General features: G+C 72.3%; 21 protein-coding genes. 14 read left to right on the top strand and 7 right to left on the bottom strand.

Features of this window, described 5'->3' with window-relative positions; translation table 11 throughout:
- The first annotated feature begins 157 nt into the window (after window positions 1–157).
- Window positions 158–1,957 carry a bifunctional metallophosphatase/5'-nucleotidase gene (locus tag F7Q99_RS11495; protein WP_153461148.1) on the top strand — a complete coding sequence of 600 codons (1,800 nt, stop codon included), beginning with the start codon at window positions 158–160 and terminating at the stop codon, window positions 1,955–1,957.
- Window positions 1,958–2,011: 54 nt separating this feature from the next.
- Here F7Q99_RS11495 and F7Q99_RS11490 read toward each other — a convergent pair whose 3' ends face one another.
- From F7Q99_RS11490 to F7Q99_RS11470, 5 genes are all read right to left on the bottom strand, one after another.
- Complete coding sequence (locus F7Q99_RS11490; protein WP_326846548.1) at window positions 2,012–3,520, bottom strand: sensor histidine kinase; 1,509 nt, start codon at window positions 3,518–3,520, stop codon at window positions 2,012–2,014.
- Window positions 3,517–4,287 carry a response regulator transcription factor gene (locus tag F7Q99_RS11485; protein ID WP_153461147.1) on the bottom strand — a complete coding sequence of 257 codons (771 nt, stop codon included), beginning with the start codon at window positions 4,285–4,287 and terminating at the stop codon, window positions 3,517–3,519. Before F7Q99_RS11485 ends, F7Q99_RS11490 begins: the two co-directional genes overlap by 4 nt.
- A gap of 66 nt (window positions 4,288–4,353) precedes the next feature.
- Window positions 4,354–5,532 (bottom strand): S1C family serine protease, encoded by a 1,179-nt coding sequence (locus F7Q99_RS11480; protein WP_326846547.1) that lies wholly within the window; start codon window positions 5,530–5,532, stop codon window positions 4,354–4,356.
- Window positions 5,533–5,667: 135 nt separating this feature from the next.
- The gene (locus F7Q99_RS11475; protein WP_326846546.1) at window positions 5,668–6,717 is read right to left on the bottom strand and encodes a LacI family DNA-binding transcriptional regulator; all 1,050 of its coding nucleotides are present in this window, start codon (window positions 6,715–6,717) and stop codon (window positions 5,668–5,670) included.
- Window positions 6,718–6,843: 126 nt separating this feature from the next.
- The gene (locus F7Q99_RS11470) at window positions 6,844–7,575 is read right to left on the bottom strand and encodes a response regulator transcription factor (protein ID WP_153461146.1); all 732 of its coding nucleotides are present in this window, start codon (window positions 7,573–7,575) and stop codon (window positions 6,844–6,846) included.
- Between the two features lie 747 nt (window positions 7,576–8,322).
- On the opposite strand from F7Q99_RS11470, the gene F7Q99_RS11465 reads away from it, so the two are divergent.
- The 7 genes from F7Q99_RS11465 (at window position 8,323) to F7Q99_RS11440 (ending at window position 12,688) form a co-directional block, all read left to right on the top strand.
- Window positions 8,323–8,616: a MoaD/ThiS family protein gene (locus tag F7Q99_RS11465; protein ID WP_153461145.1), complete on the top strand. Its 294-nt coding sequence runs from the start codon at window positions 8,323–8,325 to the stop codon at window positions 8,614–8,616.
- 14 nt (window positions 8,617–8,630) lie between these two features.
- Window positions 8,631–9,782, top strand: a complete 1,152-nt coding sequence (locus F7Q99_RS11460; protein WP_407697850.1) for a hypothetical protein — start codon at window positions 8,631–8,633, stop codon at window positions 9,780–9,782.
- A gap of 141 nt (window positions 9,783–9,923) precedes the next feature.
- Window positions 9,924–10,649: an LmeA family phospholipid-binding protein gene (locus tag F7Q99_RS11455; RefSeq protein ID WP_153461143.1), complete on the top strand. Its 726-nt coding sequence runs from the start codon at window positions 9,924–9,926 to the stop codon at window positions 10,647–10,649.
- A 225-nt stretch (window positions 10,650–10,874) separates the two neighbouring features.
- The gene (locus F7Q99_RS43620; protein WP_350517234.1) at window positions 10,875–10,955 is read left to right on the top strand and encodes an Ms5788A family Cys-rich leader peptide; all 81 of its coding nucleotides are present in this window, start codon (window positions 10,875–10,877) and stop codon (window positions 10,953–10,955) included.
- A gap of 230 nt (window positions 10,956–11,185) precedes the next feature.
- Window positions 11,186–12,022: a sulfurtransferase gene (locus tag F7Q99_RS11450; RefSeq protein WP_153461142.1), complete on the top strand. Its 837-nt coding sequence runs from the start codon at window positions 11,186–11,188 to the stop codon at window positions 12,020–12,022.
- 39 nt (window positions 12,023–12,061) lie between these two features.
- The gene (locus F7Q99_RS11445) at window positions 12,062–12,352 is read left to right on the top strand and encodes a DUF1416 domain-containing protein (protein ID WP_030059605.1); all 291 of its coding nucleotides are present in this window, start codon (window positions 12,062–12,064) and stop codon (window positions 12,350–12,352) included.
- 63 nt (window positions 12,353–12,415) lie between these two features.
- Window positions 12,416–12,688 carry a DUF3099 domain-containing protein gene (locus tag F7Q99_RS11440; protein WP_326846545.1) on the top strand — a complete coding sequence of 91 codons (273 nt, stop codon included), beginning with the start codon at window positions 12,416–12,418 and terminating at the stop codon, window positions 12,686–12,688.
- A gap of 43 nt (window positions 12,689–12,731) precedes the next feature.
- Here F7Q99_RS11440 and F7Q99_RS11435 read toward each other — a convergent pair whose 3' ends face one another.
- On the bottom strand, window positions 12,732–13,094 hold the full coding sequence (locus tag F7Q99_RS11435; protein ID WP_153461140.1) for a DsrE family protein: 363 nt from the start codon (window positions 13,092–13,094) through the stop codon (window positions 12,732–12,734).
- A 348-nt stretch (window positions 13,095–13,442) separates the two neighbouring features.
- On the opposite strand from F7Q99_RS11435, the gene F7Q99_RS11430 reads away from it, so the two are divergent.
- The 3 genes from F7Q99_RS11430 to ygfZ all read left to right on the top strand — a co-directional run bounded on the left by F7Q99_RS11430 (window position 13,443) and on the right by ygfZ (window position 15,595).
- Window positions 13,443–14,045 (top strand): FABP family protein, encoded by a 603-nt coding sequence (locus tag F7Q99_RS11430; RefSeq protein ID WP_153461139.1) that lies wholly within the window; start codon window positions 13,443–13,445, stop codon window positions 14,043–14,045.
- Between the two features lie 112 nt (window positions 14,046–14,157).
- On the top strand, window positions 14,158–14,622 hold the full coding sequence (locus F7Q99_RS11425; RefSeq protein WP_326846544.1) for a Fur family transcriptional regulator: 465 nt from the start codon (window positions 14,158–14,160) through the stop codon (window positions 14,620–14,622).
- A 10-nt stretch (window positions 14,623–14,632) separates the two neighbouring features.
- Window positions 14,633–15,595: a CAF17-like 4Fe-4S cluster assembly/insertion protein YgfZ gene (ygfZ, locus tag F7Q99_RS11420; RefSeq protein WP_153461138.1), complete on the top strand. Its 963-nt coding sequence runs from the start codon at window positions 14,633–14,635 to the stop codon at window positions 15,593–15,595.
- A 9-nt stretch (window positions 15,596–15,604) separates the two neighbouring features.
- On the opposite strand, the gene dtd is transcribed toward ygfZ, so the two are convergent.
- The gene (dtd, locus tag F7Q99_RS11415) at window positions 15,605–16,045 is read right to left on the bottom strand and encodes a D-aminoacyl-tRNA deacylase (RefSeq protein WP_153461137.1); all 441 of its coding nucleotides are present in this window, start codon (window positions 16,043–16,045) and stop codon (window positions 15,605–15,607) included.
- A gap of 455 nt (window positions 16,046–16,500) precedes the next feature.
- Here dtd and F7Q99_RS11410 point away from each other — a divergent pair, with 455 nt between their 5' ends.
- From F7Q99_RS11410 to F7Q99_RS11400, 3 genes are all read left to right on the top strand, one after another.
- Window positions 16,501–17,118, top strand: a complete 618-nt coding sequence (locus F7Q99_RS11410) for an RsiG family protein (RefSeq protein ID WP_230210189.1) — start codon at window positions 16,501–16,503, stop codon at window positions 17,116–17,118.
- A 79-nt stretch (window positions 17,119–17,197) separates the two neighbouring features.
- A complete protein-coding gene (locus F7Q99_RS11405; protein WP_153461136.1) occupies window positions 17,198–18,157 on the top strand; it encodes an asparaginase in 960 nt (319 codons plus the stop codon).
- Window positions 18,158–18,254: 97 nt separating this feature from the next.
- The gene (locus F7Q99_RS11400) at window positions 18,255–18,464 is read left to right on the top strand and encodes a dodecin (RefSeq protein WP_153461135.1); all 210 of its coding nucleotides are present in this window, start codon (window positions 18,255–18,257) and stop codon (window positions 18,462–18,464) included.
- Window positions 18,465–18,523 lie beyond the last annotated feature (59 nt).

Genomic DNA, 18,523 nt, shown 5'->3' with positions numbered 1-18,523 from the left:
GGCGATCTGGCGATGACTCGTCAGTAGGTAATCTTCTCGTTACGTTTGACGTCCTGACAGCTACGCGCGTTGACTCTAGGCTGCACAGGCGCAACACATTGCCGGACGCCCGGTCCTGTCCACGGCCGGGCGCTCTTCCAAGGTGCAGGGGACCTTCATGCTCACCGCCAGATCCCGACGCACGGCCCTGGCCGTGGTCGCCGCCGCCGGACTGTTCGGCACGGTGGCCGTGCCGACGGCCGCGCAGGCCGCCGACGCCAACGCCCGTCATCACAAGACCGTCAACCTCCAGCTGCTGGCGATCAACGACTTCCACGGCAACCTGGAGCCTCCGGCCGGCTCGGCCGGCACCATCAAGGAGATCGACCCGGCCACCGGCAAGGAGGTCAGCACCCCGGCCGGCGGCATCGAGTACCTGGCCACCGCGCTGCGCCAGGCGCGCGAGGCGGCCGACGACTCGATCACCGTCGCGGCCGGCGACATCGTCGGCGCGAGCCCGCTCACCTCGGCGCTGTTCCACGACGAGCCGACCATCGAGGCGATGGACAAGCTCGGCCTGGACGTCACGTCGGTCGGCAACCACGAGTTCGACCACGGCTCGCAGGAGCTGCTGCGGCTGCAGAACGGCGGCTGCCACCCGGTCGACGGCTGCTACGAGAAGGGCCGCAAGTTCCGCGGCGCCAACTTCAACTACCTCTCCGCCAACGTCACCGACGAGAACACCGGCGAGCCGCTGCTGGCCCCGTACTGGGTGACCAAGTCGCAGGGCGTGAAGATCGGCTTCATCGGCGTCACCCTGGAGGGCACGCCGAACGTCGTGACCGCCGCGGGCGTCAAGGGCCTGAAGTTCGCCAACGAGGTCACCACGATCAACAAGTACGCCGCCGAGCTCAAGGCGCAGGGCGTCAACTCGATCGTCGCGCTGATCCACGAGGGCGGCTACCCGGCCAGCAGCGTCTACAACTACGACTGCGGCCCGGCCGGCCAGGGCGTCTCCGGCCCGATCGTCGACATATCCCGGAAGCTGGACCCGTCGATCGGCGCCATCGTCACCGGCCACACCCACAACTCGTACGCCTGCACCATCCCGGACCCCAACGGCGTGCCGCGCTCGGTGACCAGCGCCGCCTCCTTCGGCCGGCTCTTCACCCAGATCGACCTGAAGCTGGACAAGAGCAACGGCACCATCGTGCGCCCCTCGGTCAAGGCCGAGAACCACGTCGTGCGCCGCACGCTGCCGAAGGCCGAGGACATGAGCGAGCTGATCGCCCGCTACTCCAAGCTGGCCGCCCCGATCGCCAACCGTCCGGTCGGCTACATCGCCTCGGACATCAACGGCCGCGGCAGCAGCGACCTGGAGAAGCCGCTCGGCGACCTGATCGCCGACGCCCAGCTGGAGGGGCTGTCCCCGGCCGACAAGGGCGGGGCGCAGGTCGCCTTCATGAACCCCGGCGGCATCCGGTCCGACCTGGTCTACAAGGCCGTCGGCAGTGAGGGCGACGGCGTGGTGACCTACAGCAAGGCGTTCACCGTCCAGCCGTTCACCAACATGATGCAGGTCAAGACGCTGACCGGGGCCCAGCTGATCCAGCTGCTCCAGCAGCAGGTCAGCGGCGGCAACACCGCCGCGCCGAAGATCCTGCAGGTGTCCAAGAGCCTCAGCTACACCCTGGACATGCGCAAGACCGGTGCCGACCGGGTCCTGGTCGACTCGATCCGCCTCAACGGTGCGCCGATCGACCCGGCCGCCAAGTACCGCGTCGCGGCGAATGAGTTCCTGGCCGCCGGCGGCGACGGCTTCCCGGCCTTCGCGGCCGGCACCGACAAGCTCGTCGGCGCCTCCGACCTGGAGGTCTTCGTGGCCTACCTGGGTGCCCACAGCTCGGCGTCCGCGCCGCTGAAGGCCCCGGCGAAGGACCGGATCAAGGTCATCGGCCCGGGCATCGACATCGACTGACCGTGAGCCGGCACAGGACGGGCGGGGCGCTGTCGGGGCGCCCCGCCCGTTCGTTCATTCCGGGGCCGGGCCGCCGGGCAGCCGGACGGTGGCGAGGGCACCCGGACCGCCGTCCCCGGCCGGGCCCAGCGACACCTCGCCGCCGGCCTCCCGCACGCTCTGTGCGACGATCGACAACCCGAGGCCGGAGCCCGGCAGTTGGCGCGAGGACGGGGAGCGCCAGAACCGGTCGAACACGTACTGCAGCTCGTCCGGCGGGATGCCGGGGCCGTGGTCGCGGACGGTCAGCACGCCCTGCTGGAGGCGGACGTAGATGGTGCCGCCGGGCGGGCTGTACTTGACCGCGTTGTCCAGCAGGTTGATCACCGCGCGTTCGAGCGCGGCGGCGTCGCCGTGGACGAACCAGGGCTCGGTCACGGTCTCGAAGACCAGCCCAGGGCCGCGCAACTTGGCGCGCTCGACCGCACGTTGGGCGATCTCGTGCAGGGCGACGACGGTGAGGCCGGGCCCAGTCTTCGGGGAGTCGGGGCGGGAGAGCTGGAGGAGGTCGCCGATCAGGACGGTGAGTTCCTGCATCTGGGCCTTCATGTTGCCCAGCAGCTTCGTCTTGGTGGCGGGCGGGAGCGGGCGCCCGGTCTCGTCGCTGCGGATGAGCAGGTCGACGTTGGTGCGCAGGGACGTCAGGGGCGTACGGAGCTCGTGCCCGGCGTCGGCGATCAGGCGGGTCTGCCGTTCCCGGGCGTTCGCGAGGGCGGTGCTCATGGAGTTGAAGGAGGTGGAGAGGCGGGCGATCTCGTCGTCGCCGTGGACGGGGATCGTCGTGCCGACCTCCTCGGTGCGGGCGATGTGCTCGACGGCGTCGGTGAGTTGGTCGACGGGCTTGAGGGAGGAGTGGGCCACGAGGCGGCCGGCGACGGCGGCGAGGAGGATGCCGCCGAGGGAGACGGCTCCGAGGAGGATGGCAAGGCCCTGGAGGGAGTCCTCGACGGGCTGGGTGGGGGTGGCCACCATCACGAGGCCGGGGACGGGTGGGTATCCGGGCGCCTTCAGGACAGCCGGCGCCACCCGGACCAGGGCAGGGTCGCCATTCGTGTACTTCCCGCTGCGGATGGTGGACTGGCCGGCCTTGAGGTGGATCGCGGCGGCGTCGGTCGGCGAGATCACGATCGCCCTGGTCGCTTCCCTCGGGAGACAGACCGCTACGGGGTTGACCGCCACGAACTGAGTGTCCCTCGGAGCAGATCCGCCCGGCTCCGGAAAAAGCCCCTGACGCTGGAGGGTCTGGGCCTGCTCCAGAGCGGCTTCCGGGGTGGCGGGACAGTTGACACCGAAGCTCGGCCGAGGAAGTGGCACGCCCGCCAGGTCCGCCCGCACCTGGTTGTAGAGCTGCTTCTCCACGATGAACCAGCACGCCAGCGCCGACAGCGCGATCGCCACCGCCACCGCAGCCGCGCTCAGGAAGATGAGGCGGCTGCGCAGCGAACGGGAGCGGAACCAGTGGACGAGGCGCCAGAGCCCGGAGGGGTGTGGCGGAGCCAGCGGTGGGGGCGGGATGTTGCTCACGCGCTGGTGCCGGGGGCCGGGCGCAGGGCGTAGCCGACACCGCGTACGGTCTGGATGATCCGGGGCATGCCGCCCTGCTCGGTCTTGCGGCGCAGGTACATCACGTAGACGTCCAGGGAGTTGGAGGAGGGCTCGAAGTCGAAGCCCCAGACCGCCTTGAGGATCTGTTCGCGGGTGAGGACCTGGCGGGGGTGGGAGAGGAACATCTCCAGCAGCATGAACTCGGTGCGGGTCAGTTCGACCGGCTTGCCGGCGCGGGTGACCTCGCGGGTGGCCGTGTTCATCCGCAGGTCGCCGAAGGCGAGCACCTCGCTCTCGTCCTCGGCGGCGGCGCGGGCGGCGGCCTCGGTGGCGAGGGCGTTGCGGCGGAGCAGGGCGCGGACCCGGGCGAGGAGTTCGTCGAGTTCGAAGGGCTTGGCGAGGTAGTCGTCGGCGCCGACGTCGAGGCCGGTGACGCGGTCGCCGACGGCGTCCCGGGCGGTGAGCATGAGCACCGGGACGGTGTCGCCGCGGGAGCGCATCCGGCGCACGGCGGTGAGGCCGTCCATCCGGGGCATCATGATGTCCAGCAGGACGAGGTCGGGATTGTCGCGTTCGACGGACTCGAGGGCCTCGTAGCCGTCGGTGGCGGTGGCGACCTCGTACCCCTCGAAGGCGAGGCTGCTCTCCAGGGCGTCCCGGAGGGCGGGTTCGTCGTCGACCACGAGGAGCCGGGCCGAGATGTGGCCGGACTCGGCGGGGCTGCGGTCGTCGGCGGACGGGGTCATGGGCGGTTGCCCTTTCTCGTCGTGTGGGGGGCCTGCTCGGGGACCTGCTCGGAGTAATTGTCCGTCTTACGCGTTCTGGCCGGCCTGCAGTTTCGGCAGGACGTGCTTGATGTCGTTGATCGGGATGGCGAAGCCGAGGCCGACGCTGCCGGCGCTGCTGTTGCCGCCGCCCGCGGTGGAACTGGAGCCGTTGGGCGAGTACATGGCCGAGTTGATGCCGATGACCTGGCCGTTGGCGTTGATCAGCGGGCCGCCGGAGTTGCCCGGGTTGAGGGCGGCGTCGGTCTGGAAGGCCTTGTAGGTGGTGGTACTGCCGTTGTTCTGCTGCGGGAGGGTGCCGCGCATCCCGGGCAGGTTGGGGAAGCCGAAGCCGCCGTTCCCGCCGGTGGCGCCCTCGTCGACCTGGACGGTGACCTCGCGGTTCTCGGCGCTGATGATGCCGGAGGTGACGGTGTCGGTGAGGCCGTCGGGGTTGCCGATGGCGACGACGGGCTCGCCGACCACGACGGTGGAGGAGTCGCCGAGGGTGGCCGGGGTGAGGTTCTTCACGCCGTCCGCAGTGATCACCGCGACGTCCAGGGACTTGTCGGTGCCGGTGACGGTGGCCTGGGCGGTGGAGCCGTCCTTGAAGGTGACGGTCGTCCGGCCGCCGTTCATCGCGCCGGAGATCACGTGGTAGTTGGTGAGGATCTGGCCGCTCGTGTTCAGTACGACGCCGGTGCCGGTGGCGGTGCCGCTGCCGTTCTTGACGGTGATCTGGACGACGCTGGGCGAGACGGCGGCGGCGATGGCGGCCACGTCGGCGCTGCCGTCGGAGCGGGCGGAGACCGGGCTGGCGATGGTCGCGGTGCGGGTGCCGGGGCCGTTCTGCTGGGCGGCGACGACCCCGCCGGTCACCCCGCCGAGGACGGCGGCGACCGCGCCGACGGCGGTGACCAGGACGAGCCGCCCGCGCAGCAGGCCGCGCCGTGCCCGGTCGCCGTGCCCGCCGTGTCCTCCGGCGGTGGGCGGCTCGGGTGGCATGGGCGGGGGAGGGGGCGGGCCGTCGAAACCGCCGCCGGAGTGGTCCTCCTGGTAGCCGTACGGGGTCGCGCCGGTACCGGCGCCCGTGTTCGTGCTGCTGCCGAGGACGGTGCCCTCGATGACGCGGTGCTCGTAGGGCCCGGACGGCTGTGCGCCGTGCTGCTCGCCGTACTGACCGGTCCACCCGTACTGCTCGCCACCGTGCTGCTGCTGTTCGTTCATGCCGACCAACGTCCGCCCGGCGGATGAGGATCGGATGAGAACCGGCTCAGAAGGGTCCGAGAAGCCCGTTCGGTTCTCATAAAGCCAGGTCAGAAGGCATGTGACCGGAGCAGGTCACTCCGTTTCGGCGGACGGTCAGGGCCTGCCGGGGGCCTCCCCGTCGCAGCCGCAGGAGCGGCGGATCACCAGGCGGGAGGGGAACTTCCGGACCCGCTCGGTGTCCGAGCCGGGCACCATCAGCGAGTCGTCGAGGACCAGGTCCACGGCGGCCCGGGCCATCGCGTCCCGGTCGGAGGCGACGGTGGTCAGCGGCGGGTCGGCGAGGGCGGCCTCGGGCACGTCGTCGAAGCCGGCCACCGCGAGGTCCTCCGGGACCTTCAGCCCGACCTCGCGGGCGGCCCGGAGCACGCCGATCGCCTGGTCGTCGGTGGAGCAGAAGATCGCCGACGGCCGGTCCGGCGAGCGCAGCACGCCGAGCGCGACCTGGTAGGCGCCGTAGCGGTGGAAGGGCGCGTCGATCAGGTGCGGCTCGGCGGGCAGGCCGTGCGCGTCCATGGCCCGCTGCCAGCCCTCGACGTGGTCGATGACCGGGTCGCCGGGGGCCGGGGAGTCGACCGGGCCGCCGAAGCAGGCCACGTACGGGTGCCCGTGCACCTCCAGCAGGTGGCGGACGACGGCCTCGGCACCGCCCACGTCGTCGGTGACCACCGCGACGTCGTCGATCGCCTCGGGACGGCGGTGCAGCAGGACCACCTTGGCCCCCTCCATCGCCGCGAACTCCTCGGCGGCGCGCTGCGAGGGGCCCTGGCTGACCAGGATCAGGCCGGAGACGCGCATGCCGAGGAAGGCGCGGACGTAGTGCACCTCACGGTCGTCCACATAGTCGGAGTTGCCGATCAGCACGAGCTTGCCGCGCTCGGAGGCGGCTCGTTCGACGGCGTGCGCCATCTCCGCGAAGAACGGCTGGCGGGCGTCCGGGACGACCATGCCGATCAGGTTGGTGCGGCGGGAGGCCATCGCCTGGGCGACGCTGTTCGGCCGGTAGCCGAGCTGCTCGATCGCCGCGAGGACCTTCTCCTTGGTGGCGGGCGCGACCGGGCGCGGCCCATTGTTGATCACGTAGCTGACGACCGCGGTCGAGGTCCCAGCCAGTCGGGCAACATCGTCGCGCGTCACTTTGGCCACGGGGGGAGTCTACGCGTGTGGCGTCCGCGTCGGCAGGGGGACCTGGAGCGGCCGGAGGGCGGGCGACGGGCGACCAGGGGGGCGAACTGGACAAGCCGGGCGGGACCGGCCCGCCCGGCGCGCCGGTCAGGCCTCCAGCGGCGCCGAGGGGCGCTGGGCGAGCTCCGGGCGCTCGCCCTTCTCCGGCTTCTCCGGGACGACGAAGCGGTAGCCGACGTTGCGCACGGTGCCGATCAGCTGCTCGTGCTCGACGCCGAGCTTGGCGCGCAGCCGTCGGACGTGCACGTCCACCGTCCGGGTGCCGCCGAAGTAGTCGTAGCCCCAGACCTCCTGCAGCAGCTGCGCCCGGGTGAAGACCCGGCCGGGGTGCTGGGCGAGGTACTTGAGCAGCTCGAACTCCTTGAAGGTGAGGTCGAGCGCCCGGCCCTTGAGCTTGGCGGAGTAGGTGGCCTCGTCGACCGAGAGGTCGCCGTTGCGGATCTCCATCGGGCTGTCGTCGGTGACGACCTGGAGCCGGCCGAGCGCGAGCCGCAGCCGGGCCTCGACCTCGGCGGGGCCCGCGGTGTCCAGTAGGACGTCGTCGATGCCCCACTCGGCGGTGACGGCGGCCAGGCCGCCCTCGGTGACCACCAGGATCAGCGGGCAGCCGATGCCGGTGGAGCGCAGCAGCTGGCAGAGGCTGCGGATCTGCGGCAGGTCGCGCCGGCCGTCGACCAGGATGACGTCGGCGCTCGGGGTGTCCACCAGGGCGGATCCCTCGGCGGGGGCCACCCGGACGTTGTGCAGCAGCAGGCCGAGGGCCGGCAGCACCTCCGCGGAGGGCTGCAGAGCGTTGGTGAGGAGGAGGAGAGAACTCATACCCGGTGGTCCCCTTTCCGGGTCGTCGCGGTCGCGGTACGGCTGCCGCCACAGCCGGATGGCGCACATTCAGGGAGGTGCCGCGCGCAGCGCGCCCCGGGAGCGGTGGCGTTGGGCGACGGGAGGGCGGACGCGGGGAGCGCACCGGAGGATTGGCCGGCGCGCACGGCGCGACGGCGCACGGGCCGGGGGTCCCGCAACCCCTGGCGCGCCGTTCCTGCCCTGCTCATCCCGCGAACCCTCCGGTCCTGTCCCGCACCGGGCGGCGGCCCGGCGCCGGGGTGACGACGCCCGGCCGGCCGGGGCACGTCGTTGTGCCGCGAGAGGCGGGGCGGTTCCTGCTCCGCGCCGGGGGTGGGCCGGCGATTCGCAAGAACGTCCGTACTGGCGTCCTGAAAGCACAAAAGGACCCGGGGGCGACTCTGCCCGGATCCCTCATGAATCATGAGGATAGCCGACCTCCTCCCGCATTGGCAGGGCTCACAGCGGCCGTTCGTCTTACTCCCGGCCGCAGACGGCCGAAAGGCGCGCCCCCGGGCGCACGCCGGGTGAGCCCGGACACAGTTTCGAGCGGCCCTCCATACCCGCTCGTCCGGGGCGATTGCCGGTCGCGGCGACGGACACGCCATCATGGGACGCACATCGGCGGCACCGTGCGACTCCATCCTCCGGATGGCCGGACGCCCGCCCCGGTGGCGACCCGGACCGGGGCACCGGGCCGGGCGAGGACGACGAGAAGGGGTTGCCATGGGTGCGACCACCGAGCCCGCGAGCGGGACCCGCGTGCGCGGGACGATCCGCTACTGGGCCGCGGCGAAGTCCGAGGCCGGACTGGCCGAGGAGCCGTACGAGGCGGCGACCCTGGCCGAGGCGCTGGCGGCGGCCAAGCAGCGGCACGCCGCCCGGCCGAAGCTCGTCCAGCTGCTGGGGCACTGTTCCTACCTGGTCGACGGCTCCCAGGTCGGCGGCCGGGACCACGCGACCGTCGCCCTCACCGAGGGCGGGACGGTCGAGGTACTGCCGCCGTTTGCGGGAGGGTGAGCGACGTGACGGACATGAACGACGCGAACAACGGCGGCTACGGCGGTTGGCAGCAGCCGCAGCAGCCCCAGCACCCGCAGCAGCCCCAGCACCCGCAGGCGCCCCAGCAGGGGTACCAGCCGTACGACTATCCGATGTACGGGCAGGCCCAGCCGCCGATGGACGACGCGGCGGCGACGACGCTGCTGCCGCCCGTCCCGCCGATGGACGACGCCGAGGCGACCACGCTGCTGCCGCCGGTGGTGGACTCCGGGACGATGCCGATCGCTCAGCCGCAGCCGCATCAGCCGCCGCAGCCCCGGCACGCTGCTCCGGCTCAGGCCCCCGTACCCGGCTTCGACCCGCCGACCATGACGCTCAAGCGCCCCGACGCCCCCGCGGCCCCCGCAGCGGCGCCGTACGCGGCCGTCCCGGCGCAGCCCGCGCCGCCGGTCGCCCCGTCGCCCGCGTCCGCCTCCCGTACCGGCTCGCCGATCATCGACCCGGGTCTCCAGCCCGCCCTGATCACCGCGGGCGTCGCCGCCCTCCTGGCCGGCGGTGCCGCGCTGGGCCAGGTGGCGCTGGCCCTGGTGGTCGCGCCGCTCCAGCTGCTGACGGCGGCCGGCTGGTTCCGGCTGAACGGCATGTGGCCGGCTCGCCAGGGCATCGCCCTCGCCGCGCTGGCCGGCTTCACGGCGGACGCGGCGGTGCTGCTGGCCGACTCCGGCAGCGGCATCGCGGCCGTGGTGGGTGCCCTCGGCGGTTTCTTCCTGCTGGTTCTGGTGCTGCAGACGTTCCGCCCGTCGGACCCGAAGGAGCGGTTCTACGCGCTGACCGTGCTCGGCTCGGCCACCGTGGTGACGGCGCTCTGCACGACGCTGCTGCTGGCCGACTGGGTCCCGGCCGGGGTCGGCGCGGTCGCGCTGGCCACCCTGCTGGCTGCGGCGCCGCTGCCGGGTCCGAAGCAGCTGGGCCCGGTGCTGGGCCTGGTGGCGGCGGTGCTGCTGGGCCTGCTGGTGGGTGCGCCGCTCGCACTGGGCGCCCTGGCGGGCGTGGGCGCGCTGGTCGGCCGCCGGGTCGCTGCCTACGACTTCCCGTCCCGGTTCGTGCACATGACGGCGGGTGTGGCGCTGCCGCTGGCGGTGGCCGCGCCACTGATCTGGATGGCCACCGATCTCCTGGCCTGACCCTCGACCGCGCTCCGCGACGTCCCGCCCCGGAACCATGTTCCGGGGCGGGACGTCGTACCGTCGTGCAGCAGCGGCCTCGTTGGGGGCCGCCGCCGCGAGGCGGCGAACGACGGCGACCGGCGACGACGGGGGAGAGCGATGCGCGGATGGCTGAAGGCGACGATCGCCCTGGTGGTGCTCTGCGGGCTGTTGGTGGGTGCCGACCGGATCGCGGTCGGGGTGGCCGAGGACGAGGCCGCCGACCGGATGGTGAGCAGCGGCCGGATGAGCCAGCGCCCGGACGTGTCCATCGGAGGCTTCCCGTTCCTCACCCAGGTGCTGTCGATGAAGCTGGACGACGTCCGGATCTCTGCCGACGGTCTGACCGTCGGGGACGGCAGGAACCAGGTGGCGCTGCACTCGTTCAAGGCCCAGCTGTCCGGCGTCACGGTGAGTGACCGCATGAACAGCGCCACCGTGGACAGCGGCACCGGCAGCGGCCTGATCTCGTACGCGGACCTCGCCCAGCTGCTGCCGCCGGCGGCGCAGCTGATGCCGGGCGCGGGCAAGCTGCCGGTGGGCTCCAACACCCGGCTGAGCCTGTCGTACGGCGGGCCGGGCAGGATCAGGGCCTCGCTGGGGCCGCTGCCGGTCGGTGAGGGTTCGGTGCACAGCACGGGGAACACCGTCACGGCGGACGGCTTCCAACTCAGCGGGCTGGCCGGGATGTTCGCGGGGATCGCCAACCAGAAGGTCGAGCCGGTGAGTTTCACCCTGGACCAGCTGCCGGCCGGGCTGAAGCTGGCCGACAAGGACGGCGTGACGCCGCTGGAGGAGGGCCTCCAGCTGAACTTCGACGGCAAGGGCGTCAAGGTCCTCGGCTGACAGTTCACCCGTTCGGGTTCGTTCCGCTCCGCGAGACGCGCTGTTCCAGCGCGGACCGCGGAGCGGTGTCGTTTCCGCCCCCGGAACGCCTCGTGACGCCCCCGGATCACCCGTTGCCGCGGCCTCGTGGCCATGCAGAGGTCAAATCTCGCCATTCGATCGATCTGGTCTCGCTATTCGATACGCTGATGACAGCGGGCCTTCGGTGTCCCTAGCATCGTCGGCATGAAGCGACAGACGGATCTCACGAAGCGGCGGGCGGTCGACCTGTGCCGCGTGGCCGCCTGTCTGTGTCGAATGCGCTAACTCGGCATCCTGGCAGGGCAGTTGTCGCCCGCCGCCGATTCCCCGGCGACTCCGTCCGGCCGTCACGGCCGACCCTCGCCCCCGCACGCCGCAAGCCATCGCCCGGCCGTCCCGCCCACCCGCCCTCGTCCCACTATTCGGACGAATTTTCGGACCGGCGCCGTCCTGGCCCCCGCAGCACCCCCTGAGCAGCACCTTCCGCCAACCGCCCTCGGATGGAGAACACCACCATGAGCCGCAGCGACGTCCTGGTCGACGCCGACTGGGTCCAGGCCCACCTGGACGACCCGAAGGTCGTCATCGTCGAGGTCGACGAGGACACCTCCGCGTACGACAAGAACCACATCCGCAACGCCGTCCGGATCGACTGGAAGAAGGACCTCCAGGACCCGGTCCGCCGCGACTTCGTCGACCAGGCCGGCTTCGAGGCGCTGCTCAGCGCCAAGGGCATCGCCAACGACGACACCGTCGTCCTGTACGGCGGCAACAACAACTGGTTCGCCTCGTACGCCTACTGGTACTTCAAGCTGTACGGCCACGGCGACGTCCGCCTGCTGGACGGCGGCCGCAAGAAGTGGGAGCTGGACTCCCGTGACCTCGTCGCCGAGGTGCCGGCCCGCGCGGCCACCGAGTACGAGGCGCAGGCCGCCGACTCCTCGATCCGCGCCTTCCGCGACGAGGTCATCGCCGCCATCGGCAACCTCAACCTGGTCGACGTCCGCTCGCCCGACGAGTTCTCCGGCAAGCTGCTCGCCCCGGCCCACCTCCCGCAGGAGCAGTCGCAGCGCCCCGGCCACGTGCCGAGCGCCCGCAACATCCCGTGGGCCAAGAACGCCAACGACGACGGCACCTTCAAGAGCGACGACGAGCTCAAGGCCCTGTACGAGGCCGAGGGCATCGACCTGGCGAAGGACACCATCGCCTACTGCCGCATCGGCGAGCGCTCGGCGCTCACCTGGTTCGTGCTGCACGAGCTGCTCGGCCAGGAGAACGTGAAGAACTACGACGGTTCGTGGACCGAGTACGGCAGCCTCGTCGGCGTGCCGATCGAGCTCGGCAGCAACTGAGCCATCGGCTCGGGCGTTAAGCAGAAGGGAATTCAGGACATGTGCGGTGCGAAGGCCGGCGGGCCGGACCTGGCAGGAGTTGACGTGGCGAACGAGACGATCATCCAGGGTTCGGTGACCCGCGACGGTGAGCCGGTCAACGGCTACGTCCGGCTGCTGGACGAGGGCGGAGAGTTCACGGCCGAGGTGCCCACCTCGGCGACCGGCCAGTTCCGGTTCTTCGCCCGCCCGGGCAAGTGGACGCTGCGCGCGCTGGTGCCGGGGCAGACCGTGGACCGTCAGGTGGTGGCCTCCCAGGGCACCGCCGTCGAGGTCGCGATCGCGGTCTGAGCACGCCACGCGGACGCACCGAGGGCCCTGCCGCGGCAGGGCCCTCGGTCGTACCGTGGAGGCGTGCAGGCAAGGCGGCGACGGCGCTACTACTTCGCCATGATGGGCGTGTGCCTGGGCGTGTTCGTCCTGGCCTGGGGCGTGGTGCGGTTCTTCTCCGTGGGTGCGGCGATCGCCATGTGCCTGGTCGCGATGGTCATCCCCCCGGCCGCGGCGGTGTTCGCCAACAAGCGCGACCCGGACGACGACTGGTGGAACGACCCGCGCTGGGACGACCCGAAGTGGGACGAGCCCGGCCACGACCGGGACCGCCCCGACCACGAGCGGCGGCCCTAGCGGGTCTGGCGTTCCCAGCAGGCCCCGGCGTTCCTGGCAGGCCCTAGTAGACGAGCGCCTGGATGCCGTCGGCCATGATCTCGCTGACGAAGACCTGCGCGCCCGCGATCCGGACCCCGTCGACGGTGTCCTTCTGCTCGATCCCGCGCCGCGCCGCGCACTGGGTGCACAGCGTGACCGTGCCGCCCGCCATGATCGACTCCAGTAGGTCGGGCAGCGGCGCCGCGTGCGGCAGCTCGAACTCCGCCGCCCGCCCCGGCAGGGCGAACCAGGAGGACTCCCCGGTCAGCCAGAGCGAGACCTCGATCCCGCTGGCGACGGCCACGGCCGCCACCGTGAACGCCTGCGAGCACCGCTCCGGCGCGTCCGCCCCGGCGGTGACCTTGATGACGAGTTTCTTCGGCATGGCGCCACCTTAGAGTGCCCGGAACGTCCGGTTGTCGGAATCCCCGGATCACGCGCGCAAACCTTGGGCGGCGCGCAGACGTCGGCACGCGGAGATCGACGTGGTGGGGCTCACCACGACCCGTCGGTGCCCGGCGGATAGAGTGAGCGGCAGCAAAATCCACCACACTGTCGCCGCCTGGGAGCCCCCCGTGTCCGGTCTGGAAATGTTCTTCGACGGTCTGCTGGCCCTCATGGCCGTGCTGATCACCTGGTTCGCCATCTTCTCGGTGATGAAGCTGTACCAGGGCCAGCGCTGAGCCTGCCGTACGGTTGAAGCAGTCCCACACCGACGACAGCGACCAGGAACATGATCGAGATCCCCTCTGACCTCCACAAGGACGTCGTCCCGCTCGCCTTCCTCCTCGGCACCTGGGAGGGCGCGGGCGTCTACGCCCCTCTGCCCGGTGAAGGGGGCCCCGGCACGGAGAAGTGCAACTTCGGCCAGGAGATCGTGATCCGCCACGACGGCCGCCCCTTCCTGGAGTTCCGCTCCCGCACCTGGGTGCTGGACAACGAGGGTGAGAAGGTCCGCCCGCTGGAGAACGAGCACTCGTTCTGGCGCATCACCAGCAACCAGCACGGCACCACCGGTGCCCGCGGGATCGAGATCTCCTCCGTCCGCGACGACGGCACCGTCGAGATCTGGTACGGCGAGCTGGCCGACGGCAAGCCGCAGATCGACGTCTCCACCGACGCGGTGGCCCGCATCGAGGGCTCACCGGAGTACTCGGGCGGCAAGCGGCTGTACGGCTTCGTCAACGAGGAGCTGCTCTGGGTCGGCGAGAAGGCCGCCCCGAACGTGCCGCTGCGGCCGTACATGTCCGCGCAGCTGAGGAAGGTGCTCAGCCCGGCGAAGCTGATCCAGGACATCAACGACCTGCCGGACGACGGCATCGCCTTCTTCAAGTAGCCCGGAAGCAGGCCCAGCCTTCGAACGGGCACAGTTGTACGCGAGGTAGGGACCGGCCCGCGGCCGGTCCCTACACTTGCCTCAGGACCCCGACCTTGGCAGGGACAGCACCGTGGCGGACACCGGCACCACCGACTGGCAGCTCTCCGGAGACTGGAAGGCCGACCTGCGCGAACGCGGCTACCGGCTGACGCCCCAGCGGCAGCTCGTGCTGGAGGCCGTCGACGTGCTCGACCACGCCACCCCGGACGACATCCTCGGCCACGTCCGGCAGACCGCCAGCGGCATCAACATCTCCACCGTCTACCGGACCCTGGAGCTGCTGGAGGAGCTCGGCCTGGTCTCCCACGCGCACCTGGGCCATGGCGCCCCGACCTACCACCTGGCCGGCCGCCACCACCACCTGCACCTGGTCTGCCGCGACTGCGACAAGGTCACCGAGACGGACACCGCGATCGCCCAGCCGCTGATCGACAGCCTGCGCGCGCAGCACGGCTTCGACACCGATCTCAAGCACTTCGCCATCTTCGGCCGCTGCGCCGACTGCACCGCCGAGCTCGGGAACGGCCGGTCGTAAGCTGACCGGTATGAAGAGCCCGCTGCTTGCCCTGCCCGGAGCCGTTCCCGCCGAGGGAGCCGACGAGGGGGTCGCCGCCCACTACGGCGACATCTTCCGGGAGCAACGCCACCTCGCACAGGGCACGGGCTTCGTGGACCTCTCGCACCGGGGCGTGGTCACCGTCACCGGCGACGACCGGCTGGCCTGGCTGCACCTGCTGCTCACCCAGCACGTCAGCGCGCTGCCGCCGCAGCAGGCCACCGAGGCGCTGGTGCTCTCCCCGCACGGGCACGTCGAGCACGCGCTCTACCTGGTCGACGACGGCACCACCACGTGGGCGCACGTCGAGCCGGGCACCCAGGGGGCGCTGGTGGCCTACCTGGAGAGCATGAAGTTCTTCTACCGGGTCGAGGTGGCCGACGCGACCGCCGACTATGCCGTGGTGTACCTGCCGGCCGGCTCCACGGGCTCCGTCGAGAGGGTCGCCGCGGTGCGTGAACTCCCGTACGGTCGCGACCTGTTCGTGCCCCGCGCCGACCTGGAGAAGCTCACCGCCGGGTACGGCCCGGCGGCCGGCGTCTGGGCGTACGAGGCGCTGCGGATCGAGGGGCACCGGCCGCGGCTCGGCTTCGAGACCGACCACCGGACCATCCCGCACGAGGTGGACTGGCTGCGCACCGCCGTCCACCTGCAGAAGGGCTGCTACCGCGGGCAGGAGACCGTCGCCCGGGTGCACAACCTGGGCCGCCCGCCGCGCCGGCTGGTCTTCCTGCACCTGGACGGTACCGAGGAGACGCTGCCCCCGCACGGCACGGAGGTGCGGCTCGCCGCGGACCCGGACGGGCGGGCGCTCGGCTTCGTCACGTCCTCGGCGCGCCACCACGAGCTGGGGCCGATCGCGCTGGCGATCGTCAAGCGGAACGTGCCGGTCGACGCGGTGCTGCTGGCCGGGACGGTGCTCGGCAGCCAGGACGTGATCGTCCCGCAGTGATCCCGCGGGTCAGACCTCGACGAGGACGGTGAACGGGCCGTCGTTCACCAGCGCCACCTGCATGTCGGCGCCGAACCGGCCCGTCTCCACCTTGGCGCCGAGCGCGCGCAGTTGGGCGACCACCTCGTCCACCAGAGGCTCGGCGACCGGGCCGGGGGCGGCGGCGTTCCAGGTGGGGCGGCGGCCCTTGCGGGCGTCACCGTAGAGGGTGAACTGGCTGATCACCAGCAGCGGGGCGGCGAGGTCGGAGCAGGACTGCTCGACGCCGTTCTCGTCGGCCGGCAGCAGCCGCAGCGTCCATAGCTTGCGGGCCAGCTGGGCGGCCTTGGCGGGGTTGTCGTCGTGGGTGACGCCTACCAGGACGCAGAGCCCGGGCCCCTCGATCGCGCCGACGGTCTCTCCGGCCACCGTCACCCTGGCCTCGGTCACTCGCTGCACCACTGCTCGCATGCGGCCATTGTGCCGGAGCCGCCCGGGCCGTCCGGCGGGGGCCGGTGCGCGCTCGCGGCACGGCGCATGCCGTCGTGGCGCACGCCGGGTAGTGCGCGCCTGCGCGGGGTCGGGCGCCGTACTTTCGGCGGAAAGGCCCGGTCATATCAGCCACCCCGGTTCGCCAGGGGGCCGTTCGGGTGCACGGGCGGTGCGTCCGCGCCGGGCGGGGTGGCACGCTGGGGGACCGTACGCATGGCCCGGGGTGCCAGGAGGTCCGCCGCACCGGGTCCGGGTTCGACCGGGCGGTCGAGCCGGTAGGTCAGGCGTTCCGGCGGTTTCGCCCCGGTGGGTGGTATCCGGCGGGAACCGGAACTCCCGGGGGAGCCCGAGCGTGCCATCGGACGGGACGGACCTGCGGCAGGGACGGGGTGCCGCGAGCGGGCGGGATCGGACGACGGCAGGTGGGTTGGTTGATGAACGCGAGCAGCGCGGCGCGGGACCGGTCCGGGCGGGTGGCCGACCAGGAGGAGCCCGATCTGGAGCGGCTGGGCCTGGACCAGCTGCGGATCCTGCGCCGGGAGACCCTGGAGCAGGAGGCCGACCTCTCCTACCTGCGGCGGTTGCTGCACGGGCGGATGGACATCCTGCGCGCCGAGCTCGACCGCCGTCCGGGCGGCCCGGCCCGGCCCGCCGGGACGGCCGATGGGACGGGCAGCGGGACGGGCGACGGGACGGGCGGCGCCGAGGGGCCGTCCGGAGACCTGCTGGACCGGCTGCCGGCCATCCTCACCGACGCGCCCTCCACCGTGCGGCGCTCGGCCCGGCACGTCACCCTGGGGCCGCCGCGCGGGTACGAGTCGCAGCTGGAGGCGGACGCGCTGATGGGCGACGTCCAGCTCGCCGACCTGGCCGCGCACCCGGCCGAGGAACTGCTGGCCGCTCTGGAGCGGCTGCGGGCGCACGAGCGGGAGGTGTCCGGGCGGCGGCAGCGGCTGCTGCGCACCGCGGACGGTTGCAACGCCGAAATCACCCGCAGGTACCGCGACGGCGAAGCACGGGTCGACGATCTGCTCGCGGGCGGCCCGTTCTGATCATCCGACCAGGTGAGGCACCATAGGCGGGTGGGGCTTGGCTCGCCCCCGGTCCACCCTCGCCCCGGAAGGCTCCGCCATGTCGCAGTCCGTCACCCCGACCGTGCTCGCCGAGGTCATACGTTCGGGCTTCACCGAGGGCCGGCACCACGGCTCCCTGGTGCTCCTCGCCGCCGACGGATCGGTCGAGTTCGCGCTCGGCGCCCCCGACGTGCCGGTCTTCCCCCGGTCCACCGCCAAGCCGTTCCAGGCGATGGCCACACTGCGGGCCGGGCTGGCGCTCGACGGGGAGCTGCTGGCGCTGGCGGCCTCCAGCCACTCTGCCGAATCGTTTCACCGCGACGGCGTGCGGGCGATCCTGGCCTCCGCCGGGCTGGACGAGTCCGCCCTGCGCACCCCGGCCGACCTGCCGCTCGACGAGACCGAGGCCGAGCTGCTGCTCCGCGCCGGCGGCGAGCGCGCCCCGATCATGATGGACTGCTCCGGCAAGCACGCCGGCTGGCTGGCCGCCTGCGTCGCCAACGGCTGGGACACCGAGAGCTACCTCGACCCGGCCCACCCCCTCCAGCTGCTGGCCCGCGAGGCCCTGGAGGAGAGCACCGGCGAGACCGTGCTGCACGCCGGGGTGGACGGCTGCGGCGCGCCGCTGCTGGCGGTCTCCCTGACCGGCCTCGCCCGCGCCTACCGGGGGCTGGTGCTGGCCGCCGAGGGCACCCCGCAGCGCCGGGTGGCCGACGCGATGCGCGCCCACCCCGAGTACGTGGCCGGCACCCGCCGGGCCGACACCTGGCTGATGCGGGCGATCCCGGGCACCCTGTCCAAGATGGGCGCCGAAGGCGTCCAGGTCGTGGCGCTGCCGGACGGGCGGGCGCTCGCCTTCAAGATCGACGACGGCGCGGAGCGGGCCCGCGGCCCGGTCCTGGCGGCCGCGCTGCGCCGGCTGGGAGTGACCGGCGCGGACGACGTCGTCGAGCGGATCGGCGCGTCCCCGCTGCTCGGCGGCGGGGCTCCGGTCGGGCACGTCCGGGCGGCGTTCTAGGGGGCCTCGGGACTCCTGCGGCGGGCGTCGGCGTGCGGGCGGGCCCGGCGCGGTGCACGGTGGACCGGGGGCCGTCGCACAGCTGAGGGAGTCTGCCATGAGCGAGCACGTGTACCGGGTGACCGAGATCGTCGGGTCGTCGACCGAGAGCGTCGACGCCGCCATCCGCAACGGTGTGGAACGGGCCTCCCGGACGCTGCGCAACCTCGACTGGTTCGAGGTCACGCAGGTCCGCGGGCACCTGGAGGACGGCCGGATCGGGCACTACCAGGTCGGGCTGAAGATCGGCTTCCGGCTGGAGGACTGAGCACCTGCCCGCCGGGCCGTCGGCAGACCCACGCGTGCGCAGCAGAGCCGGGTCGAGCC

Source organism: Streptomyces kaniharaensis (genome assembly GCF_009569385.1).
GTDB lineage: Bacteria > Actinomycetota > Actinomycetes > Streptomycetales > Streptomycetaceae > Kitasatospora > Kitasatospora kaniharaensis.
Note: the sequence above shows the minus strand (reverse complement) of the source record. Positions and strands in the feature narration are given on the sequence as shown.